This window comes from Mycobacterium sp. NTMscope_Eco_3 (assembly GCF_976985685.1).
Genome location: NZ_CDRJYZ010000001.1, coordinates 71,226 through 88,458, shown reverse-complemented (window position 1 = coordinate 88,458; position 17,233 = coordinate 71,226). Strand labels below are relative to the sequence as shown.

The following is a 17,233-nucleotide window of genomic DNA, read 5'->3' as shown; positions in this document are numbered from 1 at the left end:
TTGAGCCAACCACAACCAATTCGGTGTTATACTTGATTTGAGAACAACTATTTCTGGAGGCAACCGTGCGTCTTGGCGGAATATCGGAGGTGGCCGAGGAGCTCGGCGTGAGCACTCAGCGCATCGCGACACTGCGGCAGCGAAACGACTTCCCCGACGCGGTGGGGGAGATTGCGCAGGGCCCTATCTGGGACCTCGATGTTGTCGCTGGATGGAACAGCTCAGGCCTCCGTCAGACCAAGGCCGGCAGGCCGAAGTCGGACGAGAAGACCCGCACGCTGGGTGGGCGATTCCTGCTGGAACACGCTCGGATCGGTGGTGGCGGCTTCGCCGACGTCTTCCGTGCCACCGACCGCAAGACCAGCGAACTGGTCGCCGTCAAAGTGCTGAAGGACACCGTCGCGGTTGACCCCGAAGCCATCAAGAGGTTTCGGCGTGAGCTTCGGCTCCTCGAAGACCTGCACCACCCCAACGTTATTTCGGTGCTTGCCCACGGCGAGACCGACGACGACAACATCTGGTATGCGATGCCGTTGGCGCAGGGCAGCCTGACCGACTACGTCGACACGGTGGGCGGCCAAGCGCGATTGATCGTCGACATCATGCGTCAGATCTGCACGGGGCTCGGTTACGTCCATGATCGGGGCATCTATCACCGAGATCTCAAGCCGGCCAACGTTTTGCGGCTGAGCAACGGCGATTGGGCGGTATCGGATTTCGGGCTTGCCGTTGAGGCCGAGCGGCACACCGACCCGCTGACCTCAACGCTGCGACAAGGGTTGGGCACGTGGGTCTACACAGCACCGGAGCAGTGGCAACGGGCCCGAAGCGCCGACCACCGTTCCGACATCTACGGTCTGGGCAAGATCCTGCAGGAGCTCGTGACTCAGGACTTCCCAGTGAACAACGAGGTGGAGCCCGGCCCGCTGCGACCTGTCATCGAGACCGCGATCGCCAACTCGCCTGATCGCCGTTACCAGTCGATCGAGCACTTCATGAATGCACTCGAGCGTGCTGTTGATGCACACGAGGAATACGTGGCCAACGAGTCGAAGGAAGAGGCAGCGGAGCGCCTGCAGGACCGCATGCGCAGTCCGTCGGTCGCCGACGCGGACTTGATCGAGATGATCGAGTGGGCAGCCGCGTTGGATGAGTCCAGCCACGACGACATGCACGTGCTGACCCGAGTGCTGCCCTGGTGCACTCGAGGGTCCGTCAAATTCCTCTGGAGCGAACAGCGGGGCGCGTTCCAGCGCGTCTACCAGCGGTTCACCGACTTTCTGAGGCATGGGAACTTCTCGTTCGAGTACTGCGACGTGCTGGCTGACTTCACCCGCATTGTCGTGGCCGAGACGAAGGACTCCAGCGTGATGCGGATGAGCGTGGGCGCGCTCGCGTCGCTGGGGCCCCGCCACAACCGGTGGCACGTGCGTGACGTCCTGGTCAAGATCCTGCAGGAGGTCAAGTCTGACGAGATGGCCTCGGCAGCAGTGGAAGCGTTGCGGGCGGCCGACGCCGATGACGTCGAGTGGTCGATCAGCGATTTCGCGATCCGCACGCTGCCCCCCGCGATCCGTAGCGGCGTCGAGAAGCTGCGGCCTCCGAAGAGTTCCGCATCCTGAACCAGATCGCCTTGCCGACAACGTTTTCCACAAAAGGGGTAGCTTTATGAAAATCGACCAGTACGTCACCCTGCGACCCACCGTGACGGGCAATGCGTCCTTGCGCGAGCCGCAGATCGAGGCATACGAAACGCTCACCGGGCACGACTTCGACGCTCCCGAGGGCCGCGAAGTCTCCGTCGTGCTGCCGGTGGGCTGCGGGAAGTCAGGCCTCCTGGCTCTCACGCCGTTCGCCGCACAGTCTCACCGCGCACTGCTGGTCGCACCGAACCTCAAGATCGCCGACCAGCTGCTGAAGGATCTGACACCTAGCGACCCGAAGTTCTTCTACCTTAAGCGCAAAGTGTTGGACTCCGCGCCGTTCCCAGAGCCCGCAGAAATCCGAGGCACGTCGACCAACGTCACCGATCTCGAAGTGGCTGACATCGTGGTGACGAATATTCATCAGCTCCAGCGAGCCGAAAACACCTGGCTTGCAAAGCTTCCTGCCGACTTCTTCGATCTGATCATGTTCGACGAAGGCCATCACAACGTGGCCGAGAGCTGGGACACTCTGCGGCGGCACTTCCCGGACGCACGCATCGTGAACGTGAGCGCCACCCCCGGTCGTGCCGACGGGCGAATCATGGCCGGTGAAATCATCTACAGCTACCCCATCTCTCGCGCGGTGGAGAAGGGATACGTCAAGCGCATCAACGGCTACCGCCTCAACCCGACCACGCTGCACTACGTCCGGCGCCCTGACGACAACACCGAAGTCGAGGTGTCCTTGGAAGAGGTCCGCCGCCTCGGCGAGCGCGACGCAGGCTTCCGGCGCAGCGTCGTGAGCTCAGACGCCACCCTCACCACCATCGCCGAGGCCTCCCGCCAGAAATTGTTCGAGCTGCGGGAAAAGACCGGCGAGGCCAGGCTTAAGATCATTGCGGCGGCGTTGAACATGGAGCACTGCAAACAGGTCGTCGCCAAGTTCCGCGAACTGGGGCTCCGCGCCGACTTCGTTCACAGCCTGATCGAAGGCAAGAGCAAAGCGAACGAGCGAGTTTACCAGCGGTTGGAGAACCACGAACTCGACGTGATCGTACAGGTGCGCAAACTCGGTGAAGGATACGACCACCCGTATCTCAGCGTCGCCGCTGTCTTCAGCATCTTCAACAACCTCAGCCCTTTCATGCAGTTCGTGGGGCGCATCATGCGGGTGATTCCAGATGTTGACCCCTTCGATGCCGTCAACGATGGCGTCGTCGTTTTTCACGTCGGCGGCAACATCACCGGGGTCTGGAACGACTTCCAGGAGTTCGCCGAAGCAGACCAAGAGTTCTTCGCGCAGCTCATCGACGAGACCGTTGTTGAACCCCTGCCCACTCGCGAACCCCCACCTGGAGGTGGCCAGAACGCTCCGCTGCCGGTGATCACTGGCCAGGCCGACATCCAACTCGAAAACCTGACCCTGATCGCCCTCAGCGCCGACCCAGATGTTGCGCAGGCCCTGACCGTGCTCAAGGAAAAGGGTATCGACACCGGAGTCAAATTCGATCAGCTACAACGCGTCCAGCCCACCAAACAACAGACACGTCGATCCAAAAAGACCCTGCTCGACGATTTGGTGAAGAACGAGGCTGGCAAGTTTCTGGCCAAACACAGCCTCAATCGCGTTGGCCGCGAGCTGGACCGCACCCGGGAGAACTTCGTCACCGTGAAATCGGCCATCGACAGGCGGATCAAGACAATGGTTCCCAGCGGTGCCACCAATAGGAAGGATTACACCGCGGACGACTGCGACTACCTCATCGCGCGGTTGCCTCAGATCGTTGCTGCGGTCGAGGAGGAACTGCGACATGGGTAAGCCCCGCTCACTGCTGCGAACGCTGTCGATTGGCACGGCAGGACGACGGCACCCGTGTCGGTCAGACAAAAACCACGTGCTCAATAAGGGCGACCCGATACTTATCGTCAAGGTCGACCGTGACACTGCCCACTACTGCAGCGATTGCGCTCGAACGTTCATCAACACCGCCCGACAACAGCTGTCTGCCCTTGAAGAAGAGCTCGGGCGAACAACCCCGCCAAGCAGCTGACATCCAGAGTCGCACTCAGGATCCCGTCCACCTCTCTAATCGTCGGGGACAGCCTTACAGACCTCCGATGGTTCTGGCGTGCCAAGGCGGTAGTCCGTGATGTCGGGCTCGTCGACCACAGGTCCCATCGCAGTCGCGACTCTCGGCAGCGCGGAAAGCATTGTGAGAGCGTCGAAGCGGTCACGGTCGCGACTCATATCGTCGTAGACGATCTGAAGGTCCGAGGTGGGCAGTTGTTGCTGCAGTTCTTCGAAGGCTGCGGCTGCCGCGCCCGGCTCGGGCAGGCCCGACCGGACTACCCAGACATCTAGATCGCCAGGTGTGATAGCGGATGCAGCCAAGTGCGAGGTAGTCGATGAACGTCGCACCGACGAGCTCACGGCCGGCGACCACCACGAGGCCATGCTGACCCACGTCCACCTGGACAGCATCCCCAGCATCAGTGTGGCCTACAACGATCCGCATTTCAGCGCCCACGATGGGCTTAGGGCGTGACGAGCTCAAAGGCCGCCAGGACGTCGGTGAGGGCAGCGTCCATGTCTGCCAGCGTGATTGTGCTAATGCTGCTCAGGTCGGCGGTGAGCAAGTCCACCGTCGGGTCCGCTGCGATGCGGGCTTTGGCTTTGCGCAGGGCTTGTTCAATGACGGTTCGGGCGAACCGGCCGTTGGCGGCGACATCGATGAGCATGTGTGGTTCACCGGGGCGTGTACTTGGCGTGTTGCATAGCCACTCAGCGTTGCTGCTGAAGCGCGAAAGAGCGGAGGGTTCGATGGCCACATGGAACCGCGCTGCGAACAGCTCAGCGATCCGTACCAGGTCGTCGGTGTCGCAGGAGGTGAATTCGAGCTGGAACGGGAACCGTGACCGCAGTCCCGGGTTAGCGCTCAAAAGCCGGTTCATTGGGCTGGCGTAGCCAGCCATGGCGATCATTGTGTCGTGGCGATGGTCTTCTGCCCACTTCATGATGACGTCAACGGCGATGTGGCCGAAATCGCGCTCATTATCCGGTTTGTAGAGTTCGGGTGCCTCGTCGATGAACAGTGCACAGCCTTTGGCAGCTTGCAAGATCGCTGATGTTTTCTTCTCGGTGCCACCGATGTGCTCGTCGACAAGATCCTTGCGGGAGACTTCGATGAATTCTGGCGATTCGAGGATGCCCAGGCCGAAATACATCTCGCAAATCAGCCGTGCTATCGAGGTTTTCGCGGTCCCCGGCGGGCCGACCAGAGTCATGTGCAAGGTGTCGCGCTCACCGATCTGGACGCCGCGCTCGGCCATCTTCTGGTCGTAGACCTTGACGAACTTGAGTTCCTTGACATGCTCTTTGACGCGGCGGAGCCCAATGAATTCGTCGAGTTCGCGTTCGGCGCGCTCCAGCACACGTACGGCTTCCTTGCGTTGCCGGGCTCTGCGCAGGTCGGCCACGCTCGGTCCAGAATCCGGGTCCCACCGATTGGACCGGGCGGCAATCACGTCTGGGGTCGTGACGGTGACGCCGTAGCCGGGGTCATCGAGCGCGGCGGCGGCGTCCGGGCGCAGTTGACCGTCTACGCTGGCTGCGCTGAACTCTTTGCGGGCGGCGGCCTCGTCCCCCAACGCGCGGTGGCACAAGCCGCGATATACGGCCGCCTCGGCCAGCAGGTGCGAGGTATCGATGCCGCTCTGGTCGAGCTTGGCCTGGTCGGCCTGCGTCACGACGGATGTCAATGTGGCCAGCGCCGCCTCGAACTGTCCCAGCCCGGTTTGGGCGATTCCTTTGAGCAGCCGTGTGGCGGCCTCCACGATTCCACCGCTGCTCGACGAGGCCTGCGAGGTCCACGTCAACAAGTCTGGCCAGCGGCGCGTCAGGAAAAACATTGTGGCCCCGATGAACCGGTGTATCTGCGCTTGCGCGGGCTCGACGGTGAGGTCAACCCCGTCGAGGATCTTTTCGGCCTGGTCGTAGTCGCCTTGGCTAACAAGTGTCGCCGCGTAGGCGATGGTGATCCCGGTCGGAGTGTGCGGGTAAAGGTCAATGAGGAATGGCGTAGACACGGTTGGCGCTAGCGCAGAATCTGCCAGGCCAATCCGACGCGTTTCGCGATGCAAAGTCGATAGCGCATCATATGCGCCGCGCATGGTGTTAAGGCTGACGTCGCCAGCAACCGCCAACCCCATCCACGCGTCGCACATGCCGGGATCCATGTCGGTGGCCTGCGTGAAGGCTTCGCGCGCTCCCGCGTGATCGGCCACGGGCCCACCGAAGCCCAGGCGGCTAATCCCGATGTCGAAATAGTCACGGGCACTCACTGGTGATAGTCCCTTGCTCGTGGTCGAGGTGGTGACGGAAATTCTACGGGCGACTCAGACAGCTCGAACGATCGCTGCTGCTCAGATGATGTATCTAGCGGCAGGCCGGGGTCCTCATCAGGGGTTGCCGACGGGGGCGCCTGGTGGCGACCCACGCCCTGGGCCGGGCGGCGCGGATGGCTCGGTAGCGATGGCAGCCCATCTGAGCCGGCCATCGGCGCCACCTCGCCTTGATCTGGTTCCCCTGGCTGGCCGTTGCTGAGGGCATTGGACGCCGCCAGGTGCGGGCTGGTGTCGCTGTCCGGGACGCCTTGTTGGGACCCGGGGTCTGAGCCGTTGCGGTGGTGGTGTCCGCGGATGTGCTGGACGGTCTTTTCGGTGATGACGGCGGGAATCACCACCTCTGGCGCGGCGGCCGCGGCGGCGCCTTCTGCCGCTGTGGCGCCGGCCCCCTCTGCTGCCGCAGCCGCGGCATGTCCACCTGCGGTCGCCGCGGCCTCGCTCGCCCCGGCCTTTTCTGCTGCCATCCGGGTGGTGGTGGCCCCGGTCGTCCGGGTCGCCGTGGTCTCCTCCTCACCGCGCATCCGGCTGGGCCGAGGTTTGACCGCATCGAACCCCGGCGTTGAGGTGTCGGCGTCGCCGTTAGAACCGTCATCGTCGCCGGCGCCATCGCTATCGCCGCGTCGCGCGACCCGTCGAAACAGCCCGCGCGCTTTGCGTCCCGCCTCGGCGTAATCGTTGTACTCATCGCGCACAGCGCCGCTTGTGGAGCACCACGCCCCAGTGATGTGGTGGGCGATCGTGCCCAAACTGTCTGTGTAGAAATGCTTGTCGATGTAATGGAACAAGAAGATGCCTACGACCGAACCCAGGCTCACCAACAACAGGCGCGGGACCGCGGTGGCGCCATGCCCCAGTTGCGGCGTGGTGAGCGCCCACCCCATCCCGACCGCACTCAACGCCAAAAAGACAGTGAAGATCATCATCTCGACGCCATGCAACAACACCTGCGAGACGCAGCGCACCGCGTATTTCTTGCCGCGCTGCCAACCGCTCATGCCGACCATCGCCGCGGGAACCACCACGATGCAGTAGTAGGTGGCTTTGGCACCGACCAGCAACGTGCTCACCCCGACGTACCAGATGAACAGGCCGATCCAAAACGCGGCGAACAAGAACACCAGCCCCAGCACAAAGTCGTTGGCCCCCAATTGTTGAGCGTGCGCCAAGGCTTGGGGAGCACCGCATCCGGCCATCGCGTGCGCCGGTCCAGGACCTTGGCTATGCGCGGCCAAGATGGCCTGGGACCAGGCCTGGCGGCAGGTGCCCACATCATCAACGACCATGCCGAAGTTCTGTAACTGTAGAGCTGGTCGCGCCGTCGAAGACACCAGCTGCGCCAGCAGGGCGTCGAGCTGGGTATCCAATGACTGGCCCGGAGCGTACGAACTCTGGCGGGCGTCCTGGGCGATCTGAAAGCCTGTCGCTCGACCCATGCCCAGCAGGCCGTGATCGCTGACTAGATCGTCAATGGGGTCACGAAAGACCGTCCACACCAATGCAGCTAGCACCGCGGCGGTGCCTAGCAGATTGCGGGCCTGGGCCGGCCGCCCTCGCTGTTGGTGATACCCCGCCAACACCACACAAACCGCGACCGCCAATGGCCCCAGCCACATCTGGTTGACGAGCATGTTCACTGTAGCGAAAACGGGGCGCCCGATTTGAACGAGGGCCAAGAGCCACGAGCTCGACATTGCAAATCGCAGAAGCCACAGCGCAATCCCGATAGCGAATACGACAAGAGCAGCTTCATTGGTCAGCCACCAGGCTGCGGTGGTATGCGCGATCGCGGTTTGGGTGGCTTTGACGATCCACGACCCCCACGATTCGGGATCGAACGCGCTGACGTGTTGGCCGTTGTTGAAGGTGGCTTCGGTGGTATCGACCATCGAGAGGAAGTAGTCAGCGATCGGCACGTTGTCCAAGTCATGCAGTCCCGTCCACCCCAGAGCAGCGGCACCCACCGCCGCCGAGGCTTTAGGTGCGGCCACCACCGCCCACAGACACAGCACGTAGACACCTGTCATCGCGCCGATCACGCGGCGCAACCGTGGGTGCTCAACTAGCCAGACTGCGAGGGAATCGCTGGCAGTCATGCGATCACCGATGCGGTGCTATCGAATGCGCGTGCCTGCTCTTCGGTTGGCGCGCCGAAAAATTGAACGCGTGCGGGACGTCCAAGTTCGTCGACTAAGAATCCCTCGCCGAGTCGGGCACGATCGACCGCCCCGGCCTCGGTGGCGTAGCCGCCCCATTCCCCGCGATCAGAGAACACGTCTTCATCAGCGGTGGAGCCAGGACTGGTGTCCTCGCTTAGTGCGCTGACAAGCTCTGGATACATTTCTGGGTCGATGCGCGCCCACTTCAGTGTCGCGTAGGCCAGTTCAGGGTCTTGAACACGAAAGATCCATTTTTGTGTGACAAACTCATCCCCCATGCGGGCAAGGTCCCTGAAATCCTGTGTGATGAACCAGATTCCACTCGCGTGCTTACGGCCCCGCCGAGTGAATTTGTGCGCAATGCGTGCCGTGGTGGGAAAGGCAAGCAGTTCGGCGCACTCCTCGAAGATCATGACGTCGAATACGTCGAGGCGGTCGAACATGTATCGCTGCTCTAGCTCAATGAGCAGGCCATAGATAGCCATTCCGGCGCGCTGGGTCCCCGACAGTTTCGCGTAGAGATCGGCGTTGGTGAGATCCTCGGTGCTGGGCAAGCCCAGGTTGCCGGTCAGGTAGACCGTGGCCGGGGAGTCTTCTGGCCGGTAGGGCGGCAAGTGGTCATCGAAAAGCCCGGGAAAATCCTCCTGGGCTGTTTCTAAGCGCAGCAGCAACTCGTCGTTGTCGGCGTCCGGCTGTGAACGCAGATAGTCCAGCAGTGTGCGGTGGCTCGTAATCCCTTGCCTGGCCCGGGTTTCCGGTCGCACCAAACGTCGGTAACGCTTGGCAAGCAGGCTGTCATAAGACAGCCCAATCCAGGGCAGGATGTGCGAGGCCGCGATGCGCCCTGCCAGGTGCGCTGGGAAGATCACCAGCGGGTCATACAAGTACTGCGGCGTTGTCGGGTCGATGAACCGTACACCCTCGATGGGTGTGAGGGCCTGCTTCCATTCAGCGATTGTGTCTGGCTCGAACACCACAACGCGTCCGCCACGCAGGATCAGTTCATACGCCGAGAGTTTGGTGCGGTTGGACTTCCCGCCGCCGGGATCGCCGACGACGGCCAGCCCGGTGTTCTTGTTTCGGCGCGCAGTTCCCTCGGGATCGTGAAGGATGATCGCCGGTCGCATCGTGGTCTGGTCGATGGCCAGCGCACTGCCCTTGACGTTGCCCACGCGGCCCGAAATCAGCGGCAAGAACAGCGACCACTTATGTGCGCTGGTGGGATTGCGAAATTCATCGAGCGGGCAGGTGTTTTCACTTCCGGTATTGAATGCCTTCCACAGCAACGCCTGGGCGCCACGGTGGCGTTTGACAGCGATGCCGACTGTGTCAAGCTCCTGGCGGACCTGTTTGACCGCATCCTCCAAGACCCGCGGTGAGTCGGCACCGACCGCAATCATCACCGTGTGGTCAAGCTCGCGTTCGGCGGGATTGCCGTTCAGATGCGATGTGTAGGCCCGCGTGCGCGCTAGCTTCCTTGGCAATTCGTCGTTTTCAGCTCCGCGGTGACCACGCTGACGCATCTGGTCTTTGATGTTTTTGGTGTAGCGGAAATTGCGGGCTTGCGCATCCTGGGGTGTGCGAATGTAAATATGTTGGGTCCACTCAATACTGGCCTGGGTGTTCACGTTGAGCAGCGCATTCAGATACGAAGCGCGTGGAAAGGCCAGGCCTGTCTCCGGGAAGTGCTCGACGGTCAAAAACGACTGGTAGCTCGATCTGCAGGTGGGCTCGTGGGGATCATAGACGCGAACCAAGGCTTTGAAACTGGGTCGCCACCATGGCCGCCCGGCGTTGTCGCCTTCATCGAAAGCGATGGTAGGGAAATCGTGAGCGCTCAGTGAGGACGGCCCCGTGCTGGCCGCTGGCATCGGCTCATGGATGACGCCGAGCATGGCGCGATGTCGCCGATACCAATGGATTTGCGCTGGACTAGCCGCGCGAACGTGAAACTCATCAGGTAGGGCACCACAGATCTGGCGGGCAACACTGGCGTAGTGCTGAATCGATGTGCTTGAGTCTTTGTCACGCCCGCTGACCCAGTCCCAAGCCCGCCTGCCCTGTCCGAGCGGTGTGCGTCCCGCGGTGCCAGCATCGACTGGCACCGTTAGCCAAAACCGTGGGCGCACGGGACCGCGATATCCCTTGGTGATCCACTTGTTCGCTTGGGCGATAGTTGGGACCCAGTGCTTGCACTGCCCAATCCATGTCGACTTGTTGGTGTGCGGACCCACCATTGCCCGCATGATGGCGTTTTGGTCCTCGGCGACCAGCAACCCGCGCACTTGCGAGCCTGAGGGCAGGTAGCGCCCCAAGTTCCGCGTCAGCCTGGCGGCTCGCCGGTGGACGTCAAGCGAGCGCATATTGACCGACAAACCATCGATCAAGAATTCGGCATAGACGCCTCCGCCGGTGAAGACCAGATTGTCCTCGACACGTTCAGGAGGGTCAAAACTGGAGTCAACACGCAGCTTCCTCTCAGCGGCACGAGGCTGCGAGGTGATCAGGTGAGGTGGCCGAATAGTGTTGCGGGCAAAAACGAGACGTGCTGAAAGAGATGGACGTCCCTTGGGCAAAAGTAGCCGCATCAGCCCAACGGTCACCACACAGAGCACCACCCCGCCGGCGAGGACCGGAAGCGTGGTTCCGGCGGGCTGGCTGTCGACCCATAGCAGCGTGGGACCCGCGATCGCGGCAATGGCCACCCATTCCACCCCGCGGTAGGGCCCGCCGGGCCATTCCTGCCCGGGAGCGGCTTCCCCGATCTGGATGTCGATGTCGCGGATGCCCGACCACGCTTCGGCCTTGTCGACGGGCCGTGGTGGGGCAACTGGGCCGGTGGTCACCATCCGCGGGTATTGGAGTGGCCAACGCTGCCGGGCAGGTGCTCAAATTCCTGGTTACCGCGCTGATACAGCCCGACGATGTGGGCTACGACAACTGCAAGAGCCACCCCGCCGGCGATTGCCGACAATCCGGCACCGGTGCCGCGCTTCCAATGGTCTCTCATACCGCGCACGATGCCGCTGCCCAGGAAGTATGTGCCGCCGACTGCGACGATGATGTAAAGCACTTCGTGGCTCATGTTGATCACGCCGGCCCCGGCAGCCACATTTGTCGTGTGGGTAGCCAACGTCTGTAATGTTAGCTGTCTAATCATGATCAATCCCTCTTTCTCTCAACGTGAGTGATGGTCAGTGCGGTGCTACCGCCGTGGTGGGCACCGGTGTCGGTGTCGCGTCAGCCAACAGCGGGATCGCGTCGATCTGGGCAACAAACCAGGTGCCGCCCACCGAACGCAGCGTCAGGGAATAAGACAGCGATACGAGGGTGTAATCGGATCGGCGCGCCGAAACATCGATGTGCGTGGCTAATTCGTTGTTATCGGAGGGAGCATCGGGTGGAGTGTTGTCGGCCTGAGCAGCAGTCACTGTGGCCGAGGAGTACGACCCTACGGCTGTGATGCCCGAGTCGGTGGTGATAAACCGTTCCAGTCCACCCGAGGTGGTTAAAAACGACGTCGCAAACCCAGACAGCATCGTAAAAAGTGGGCTGTTGGCAGCGATTGGTGCTGAATAGCCCAGCGGCACATAGGCTCCCGGAGGCGGCATATCGACTCTGCTGATCCGATCAAGAGCCTGAATGCCCATATCCCGGTATACCGCCACCGGCAGCTGGTAGAAAGCCGTCGTCGGCGGCGCCGACGGGTAGGGCAGTTCGTCGATTTGAACCTTCACGCTATAGAGCACGATGTCGTTGGAAGAGGTCTTGCGCTTAGATGCCCACGCCGCCGGGTTCGACACCGTCATCGACGATGTCGTGGGCAACTCGTACTTTTGTCCCCCGGGAAAGCAGCGTGTCAAATTCGAAGCACCCGAGGTGGTTCCGACAAGTAGCCCTTTCACGCAATTCACGGCGAAAGCCTTCACGGGATCGGTCTCGTTGATCACGTCGCGGGCCACCGCCGCCACTGGTGCTGGTTCAGGGGGAAAGACAAACCCCCACAGCAGGGCGATACCGTTGATGGACGAACTGGCCACAAGAATCACAAGAGCGACCCGGCCGGCGCTGTGGCCCAGCACCGTGATGCGCTTCTTCCATACGTTGCTGATTCTCACCACATCGTCCTCATGTCGCCTGGTGCCCAATGACTTTGATGCTCGACACCGCGAAGGTTCCATCACTGGGATCGGTGTCGTGTCCCGACCCAAAGCCGGTCGGGTCAGGCCCGTTGGTCGGTTCCGGGCCGGTGGCCGGGGTGGGCCCACCCAGGATTCCGCCGAACGGTCCGCCGTCTGGGGCCGACACGCTGGGCTGGGGGGCTGCGACCGGACGGCTGGTGTGCCGAATGATCACAGTGATTTTTGAGGCGCTGATCCCGGGAATCAGTTTGACCGCTTCGCCGTGAGCATTGCCGGTGTCCTGGTCGACGACCGTGTGCGCAGTGTCATTGAACTGCCACTGCAGCAACGTGACCACCCGATGCTGTAGCCATGGGTCACCGCCGGACCCCTGGGCCGCAGCAGTATCCCCCGGCACGATACTGACCGCCGTGATCACGTAAGCGCGTTCGATTCCGGCGGGCCCGAGCGTGATATAGAGCGGTTGTCCATCCGTATGCCGCACGCAGATCCACGGCGATGGCTTGTCGGGATCGGCAATCGATTTCGCCGAAGTTGAGGCGCCCGCCGGGCAGTCGGCTGAGGCGGTAAACGGCAGTGGGTGATCGCCGCCATCAGCAGGAGTCGGCGCTGGTGCTGCCGCCATTGTCGGTGCGGGGCCCGATTTGACTGCGTGCTGGCGCAGACTCGGCGAAGGGTTGTCGGGACCTGAGAGTGTGACGCCCAGCGTGGTTATCACCGTTGCCAACAACACGACGCCAGCGAACGCGCCGAGTACCCACGGCGTAAATCGGCGCGTACGCCGCTCCGCCTCGTGATCTAAATCAGCGTCGGCACCGGGGCTTTCGTTTTCTGCCGAGTCGGTGTGGTCGTCGCCGTCGGAAACGAACGCACCCGCAAAGGCGTCGGCACTTTGATCCTCGCCGAAGGGTGCGGCGTCGTTGTCGCTGATCGCGCCATCATCATCGGGATGCTCGTCGGCTGACTCCCCGGCCGCGCCGCTGTCGAGGGTGTCTTGGTCGTGTTCTGCATCGGCGTCGAGATTCACCCCAATCTGACGCAGCCATTGCTGATCAGAAACCGAGCTCACGGCCGCCGCCGCCCCGAACGGTGCCCGCTAGCCCGGCGCGGCGTGAATTTGCGCCGGTGATGGTAGGTGGCCGGCAAACGCTGCACACGCGGCAATGCCGTCGCCGAAACCTTGACATAGCCGTCGTCGCGGTCAGAGGCCAAGCCGGTGTCCTCACCGCGCACCACATACATGCGTTCGCGATGAGCAATTACCGGCGGCAGCGGTGTGGATGGCGCCGCCTGCGGTGGGCCTTGGGGAGCGGTCCGGCTCCAGTCCTGCTTAAGACGCTCCTCGTCGGCCGCCCCTCGGGCGCGGTGTGCGCCTATTAGCTTGGCCGCTCCCCACAAGCACGCCGCCGCGACCAGCAACGGAGCGAGTTTGATGAGCAGTTCGACGATCGCCAACACGATCGCGGCGATGACTGTCATCAGCACTGCGGCCGTCGCCACAAGCCCCTTCATCGCGGTGTCCCTTCGTCGTCTCGGCGCCGCTAAATCGGGTGGGCGCCTATGCACGCAACCGTAAGCGGTAATAGGCAAGGTTGTCCACATGGTTAGACGATAATGGTTGCGTTTAGGTAGTTTTGTGGGCGTGATTGCACCTAATGATGGGCCAGCGCGACTCGACTACTTCGTCTCTGAACGGCTGGCGGTCCTGCACATGTCCCGTGTCGAACTGGCCCGCCGCGGCGGACCCAACCGCTCGACACTGCACAAATCCAGTAACGGCTCACGCACCATGTCGCTGGCCACGCTGGCCCGACTCGATGAGGCGCTCGGGTGGGCCCACGGGTCGTCAAGGGCGATCCTTGACGGCGGGGTCCCAGCCACACCACCGCCCCAAGACACCCACGTACACACCGTTTTGCACGCCGTCGAAGGCCTCGTCGAGCAATGCCACTCAATCTTGGCCGACGCCCGTCAGCTGCTCACCGAACTCCTGACAAGCCGGGACCCGGCCGAGCATGCCCGCTGACATTTTCGACGACCAACGCCGAGCATGGATAGCCGCACACGCTGGGATATTTGTCTTCCAAAAGCGTCGCGCCGAGCTGCTCGCCAAAAAGATTCGCGCTCGCACACGCAGCCATGTTGGTGCCCGACCCGACCCACACGACGACGTCGTCGCCCTGCCACTACCGATGCGCTCCGCCACCTCAGCCAGCGGATCATTTGAAGTCGCACTGGTGCTAACCTGTGCGGCCATCGCGCCGCTGGGCTGGTTGGCCGGCAAACTCGCCTACGGACTAATCGTCACGCTCATCCCCGAGCGGCTCCGCGCTTACCCGATACCGGCACTGCTCTGGGGCGCCGCGCTCGCAGCGCTGCCCTTGCCGTTCTATAACCCCTCCCCTAGTCTCTGGGGCGAGCTGATCATCCCCTGGCTTCTAACACAACTGCCCGCAACCCTGCTCACCGCAGCCGTCTGCGGGGTCCTCGAAGGCTGGCTAGCCGTGGAAGGATCCAGCGACTGGTGGCCACTGACACCCCAAGCTGTCGAGGTTGACGACGACCTCATTCTCGGGCCGACGCTGCCCATCACCACCGTCTTAGATCCACTCCCCGAACCGGGCTCCGCCCGCCGCATACCGCCATCCCTGCACGCGCGCCGGCGAACCCCACCACCTATCCACTGGGTCCCCATCCTTGGCGGGACTGCGGTCATCGCAGCGATCTCCATCTGGTGTCTCATTTGCGCAATCAGCGTCCTGTTCGGCTCCACCAACCAGCACCTCGACACGGTCAGCTCCCGGTCAACCTCGATGCAGCTATTCGCGAACTGAGTTCGCTGCTCGGGGCCAACTCTGGCGCGCTGATGCCTACACCGCTTTGCAAAAATTGGGGTGTGAGCGGGGGGTGGCGGCACAGATACGGTTCAAGGTATGGATCGGGGTACGACCGTAGACGCAGTTGTGCATCGGGTGTTAGCCGCGCTCGAGCGAGCTGGCCAGGTTTGTGACACGCCGCCGGGTTCGCAGTCGCTCGAGGCGATGCGGCAACAGATCATTGCCATGCTCAGCGATCCGCCGTGGTATCTCAACACCTCGGCCGGGCAAGTGCTGTTCTTGAAGATCCTGCGTCAAATCGCCTCAGACGCAAGCGATATCGTGAAAAACACGCGTCAGGACCCAGGGTCATGTGAGGGCAACATTCGTCGGTAGGTCCGCAGCTGGAGTGCTACTGCGGACACGGCCAGCGTCGAGAAACGCTTGATCGCGTCGACAGCAAATTAGTTGCAGCACAGGCAGATTACACGGTGCAGCTACCCGGAGCTGCCCAGCGGTCGCACTTGGGAAGCTGGACGCGAGCACCGAGACCAATGCGTCAGTCATAGATTGCGCCCGTCGCGGCAACCGCCCGTCAACCCCACTGCGCCTTTTTGATTCGCCGCTGAACCGCCTGGTCGAACAGAGCCAGGAACTCGGTCCAGTCTGGAATATGAACTCGCTCGCCAGCCGTGCCGCGCTGCAACAGCTGGGCTTCTTCCCGGCTTTGGGGAAGCAGTTCCTGCCAACCGATCGCCTGGCCGAATTGCGACGATTGGCCCCGACTCCCCCCTGTGGGCTCATAGGCTTCGGTACGTCGGGTTGTCTCTCCCAGCCAATGTGAGGCCTGTTCGAGCAAATGGCGCTCGTGAGCTCCATACATGATCAGCGTGCCCGGAAACATCTCCCGCAGCGCTTCAGCGTACTTGGACCCAAATACAACGTCGAAATGCGCCGACGCCTGCACCGTCGCCAAGATGTTGACACCCAGTCCCGCTGACTCCCCCACGTAGGTCAACAGATCCGGCAACGGACATGAGTTACATACCTCGTCGAGTTCCAGCAGCAGCGGATGCGTCAGTTGATGATTGGCCATCTTGCGGCGGAAATGACGCACGATGGAATCGATCAGAGCCACCGCGGCTCCGGCGACCGAGCCGGTGTTCGGGGCGATCACAAACAATGTGGCGTCCGGCTCATCAAGCATGTGGACGTCGAATGACTCCACAGCGACACGTTCGACCGCGCTCAAGTACGGTGCTCCCTCGTCGGCGCTCAAACCCAAGCGCAGCCACGGTGTTACGGCCTTGGACACCGTGATCTTGATGCTGTCACGCAGCCGGGAATCCATCCCGGCGATAACAGAATACAGCGGGGCCGCGAGTTTCGGTTGTTCGCAAAGCCCGTAAGCGGTCAGCCACGACGGGCGTCCGAGCTCGGGGATGGGTTGGTCGCCGCCGGTTTCGTCGATACCGAAATCCTGCACGGCATCGAGCACCCAGGGCATTCCCAAACTGTTGCCCTGCGGGCTGGCCGCGTACAGCAGGCATGCCAACGGCGGTGCGGCCTGACTTTCCCAAAGCCCGCCCGCAGCAACAGCGTTGCCGCCCGATGCGCCACTGAAACCCACGCCCGAGGTCGCGAGCATGGTCTCAGCAACGGTCAGTGCTTCATGGGCGCTGGCGATCGTGCGGGTCGGGTCGGTGACCATACGCCTAACCCCGGCCGGCCATACCTCAGTGTGCTCAGGCCGCAGATCAATCACACCGGTAATCCCGATATTGCGTCGTGTTAGAACAAGCTCTGCCAGGTCGGGTTTCGACGACACCAAAACTTCCGGCCCAGGATGCACGAGCGCCGCCGGGGCCAAAATCCTGCGTGTTTTACCCGTACGTGTTGGTGCGCTTACCAGAATGTGAGGTGCTGTCTCCGCACGCACGGCAACGTTTTGGCGATTGTAGGTGAGGCCGCAGTACGGGGTGTACGGTTCGTTGACCACTACGTCATCATGGGCGCCACTGGCCGCGAACGTCTATCAAAGCAGCGACATTCGCGATCGCCGGACGTAG

14 protein-coding genes are annotated in these 17,233 nt (G+C 62.4%); 6 read left to right on the top strand and 8 right to left on the bottom strand.

The window, feature by feature from the left end; translation table 11 throughout:
* The first annotated feature begins 107 nt into the window (after positions 1-107).
* The 3 genes from AC0KTM_RS00410 (at position 108) to AC0KTM_RS00400 (ending at position 4,192) form a co-directional block, all read left to right on the top strand.
* Positions 108-1,622 carry a serine/threonine-protein kinase gene (locus AC0KTM_RS00410; protein WP_197083339.1) on the top strand — a complete coding sequence of 505 codons (1,515 nt, stop codon included), beginning with the start codon at positions 108-110 and terminating at the stop codon, positions 1,620-1,622.
* 46 nt (positions 1,623-1,668) lie between these two features.
* Positions 1,669-3,465 (top strand): DEAD/DEAH box helicase, encoded by a 1,797-nt coding sequence (locus AC0KTM_RS00405; protein WP_007172175.1) that lies wholly within the window; start codon positions 1,669-1,671, stop codon positions 3,463-3,465.
* A gap of 553 nt (positions 3,466-4,018) precedes the next feature.
* The gene (locus AC0KTM_RS00400) at positions 4,019-4,192 is read left to right on the top strand and encodes a hypothetical protein (RefSeq protein ID WP_154074410.1); all 174 of its coding nucleotides are present in this window, start codon (positions 4,019-4,021) and stop codon (positions 4,190-4,192) included.
* On the opposite strand, the gene AC0KTM_RS00395 is transcribed toward AC0KTM_RS00400, so the two are convergent.
* From AC0KTM_RS00395 to AC0KTM_RS00365, 7 genes are all read right to left on the bottom strand, one after another.
* Entirely contained in the window at positions 4,182-5,987 is a 1,806-nt protein-coding gene (locus AC0KTM_RS00395) for an AAA family ATPase (RefSeq protein ID WP_007172172.1), read from the bottom strand. The two genes, AC0KTM_RS00400 and AC0KTM_RS00395, sit on opposite strands and share 11 nt — an antisense overlap.
* On the bottom strand, positions 5,984-8,074 hold the full coding sequence (locus AC0KTM_RS00390) for a hypothetical protein (protein WP_139273186.1): 2,091 nt from the start codon (positions 8,072-8,074) through the stop codon (positions 5,984-5,986). The genes AC0KTM_RS00395 and AC0KTM_RS00390 overlap by 4 nt, the downstream gene beginning before the upstream one ends.
* Before the next feature lie 65 nt (positions 8,075-8,139).
* Complete coding sequence (locus AC0KTM_RS00385) at positions 8,140-11,055, bottom strand: ATP-binding protein (RefSeq protein WP_225325408.1); 2,916 nt, start codon at positions 11,053-11,055, stop codon at positions 8,140-8,142.
* On the bottom strand, positions 11,049-11,339 hold the full coding sequence (locus AC0KTM_RS00380) for a hypothetical protein (protein WP_225325409.1): 291 nt from the start codon (positions 11,337-11,339) through the stop codon (positions 11,049-11,051). Before AC0KTM_RS00380 ends, AC0KTM_RS00385 begins: the two co-directional genes overlap by 7 nt.
* A gap of 61 nt (positions 11,340-11,400) precedes the next feature.
* On the bottom strand, positions 11,401-12,324 hold the full coding sequence (locus tag AC0KTM_RS00375) for a conjugal transfer protein (protein WP_073877513.1): 924 nt from the start codon (positions 12,322-12,324) through the stop codon (positions 11,401-11,403).
* A gap of 10 nt (positions 12,325-12,334) precedes the next feature.
* The gene (locus tag AC0KTM_RS00370) at positions 12,335-13,375 is read right to left on the bottom strand and encodes a hypothetical protein (RefSeq protein ID WP_042910684.1); all 1,041 of its coding nucleotides are present in this window, start codon (positions 13,373-13,375) and stop codon (positions 12,335-12,337) included.
* A gap of 38 nt (positions 13,376-13,413) precedes the next feature.
* A complete protein-coding gene (locus AC0KTM_RS00365) occupies positions 13,414-13,860 on the bottom strand; it encodes a hypothetical protein (RefSeq protein WP_007172165.1) in 447 nt (148 codons plus the stop codon).
* 130 nt (positions 13,861-13,990) lie between these two features.
* Here AC0KTM_RS00365 and AC0KTM_RS00360 point away from each other — a divergent pair, with 130 nt between their 5' ends.
* The 3 genes from AC0KTM_RS00360 to AC0KTM_RS00350 all read left to right on the top strand — a co-directional run bounded on the left by AC0KTM_RS00360 (position 13,991) and on the right by AC0KTM_RS00350 (position 15,560).
* Positions 13,991-14,374 carry a helix-turn-helix domain-containing protein gene (locus AC0KTM_RS00360; RefSeq protein WP_073877511.1) on the top strand — a complete coding sequence of 128 codons (384 nt, stop codon included), beginning with the start codon at positions 13,991-13,993 and terminating at the stop codon, positions 14,372-14,374.
* Between the two features lie 211 nt (positions 14,375-14,585).
* Positions 14,586-15,182 (top strand): hypothetical protein, encoded by a 597-nt coding sequence (locus tag AC0KTM_RS00355; protein ID WP_101930852.1) that lies wholly within the window; start codon positions 14,586-14,588, stop codon positions 15,180-15,182.
* A 99-nt stretch (positions 15,183-15,281) separates the two neighbouring features.
* Positions 15,282-15,560 (top strand): hypothetical protein, encoded by a 279-nt coding sequence (locus AC0KTM_RS00350; RefSeq protein WP_007172162.1) that lies wholly within the window; start codon positions 15,282-15,284, stop codon positions 15,558-15,560.
* A gap of 199 nt (positions 15,561-15,759) precedes the next feature.
* Here the strand turns inward: AC0KTM_RS00350 and AC0KTM_RS00345 are convergent, their stop codons facing one another.
* Positions 15,760-17,163, bottom strand: a complete 1,404-nt coding sequence (locus tag AC0KTM_RS00345; protein WP_040624275.1) for a type IV secretory system conjugative DNA transfer family protein — start codon at positions 17,161-17,163, stop codon at positions 15,760-15,762.
* Positions 17,164-17,233 lie beyond the last annotated feature (70 nt).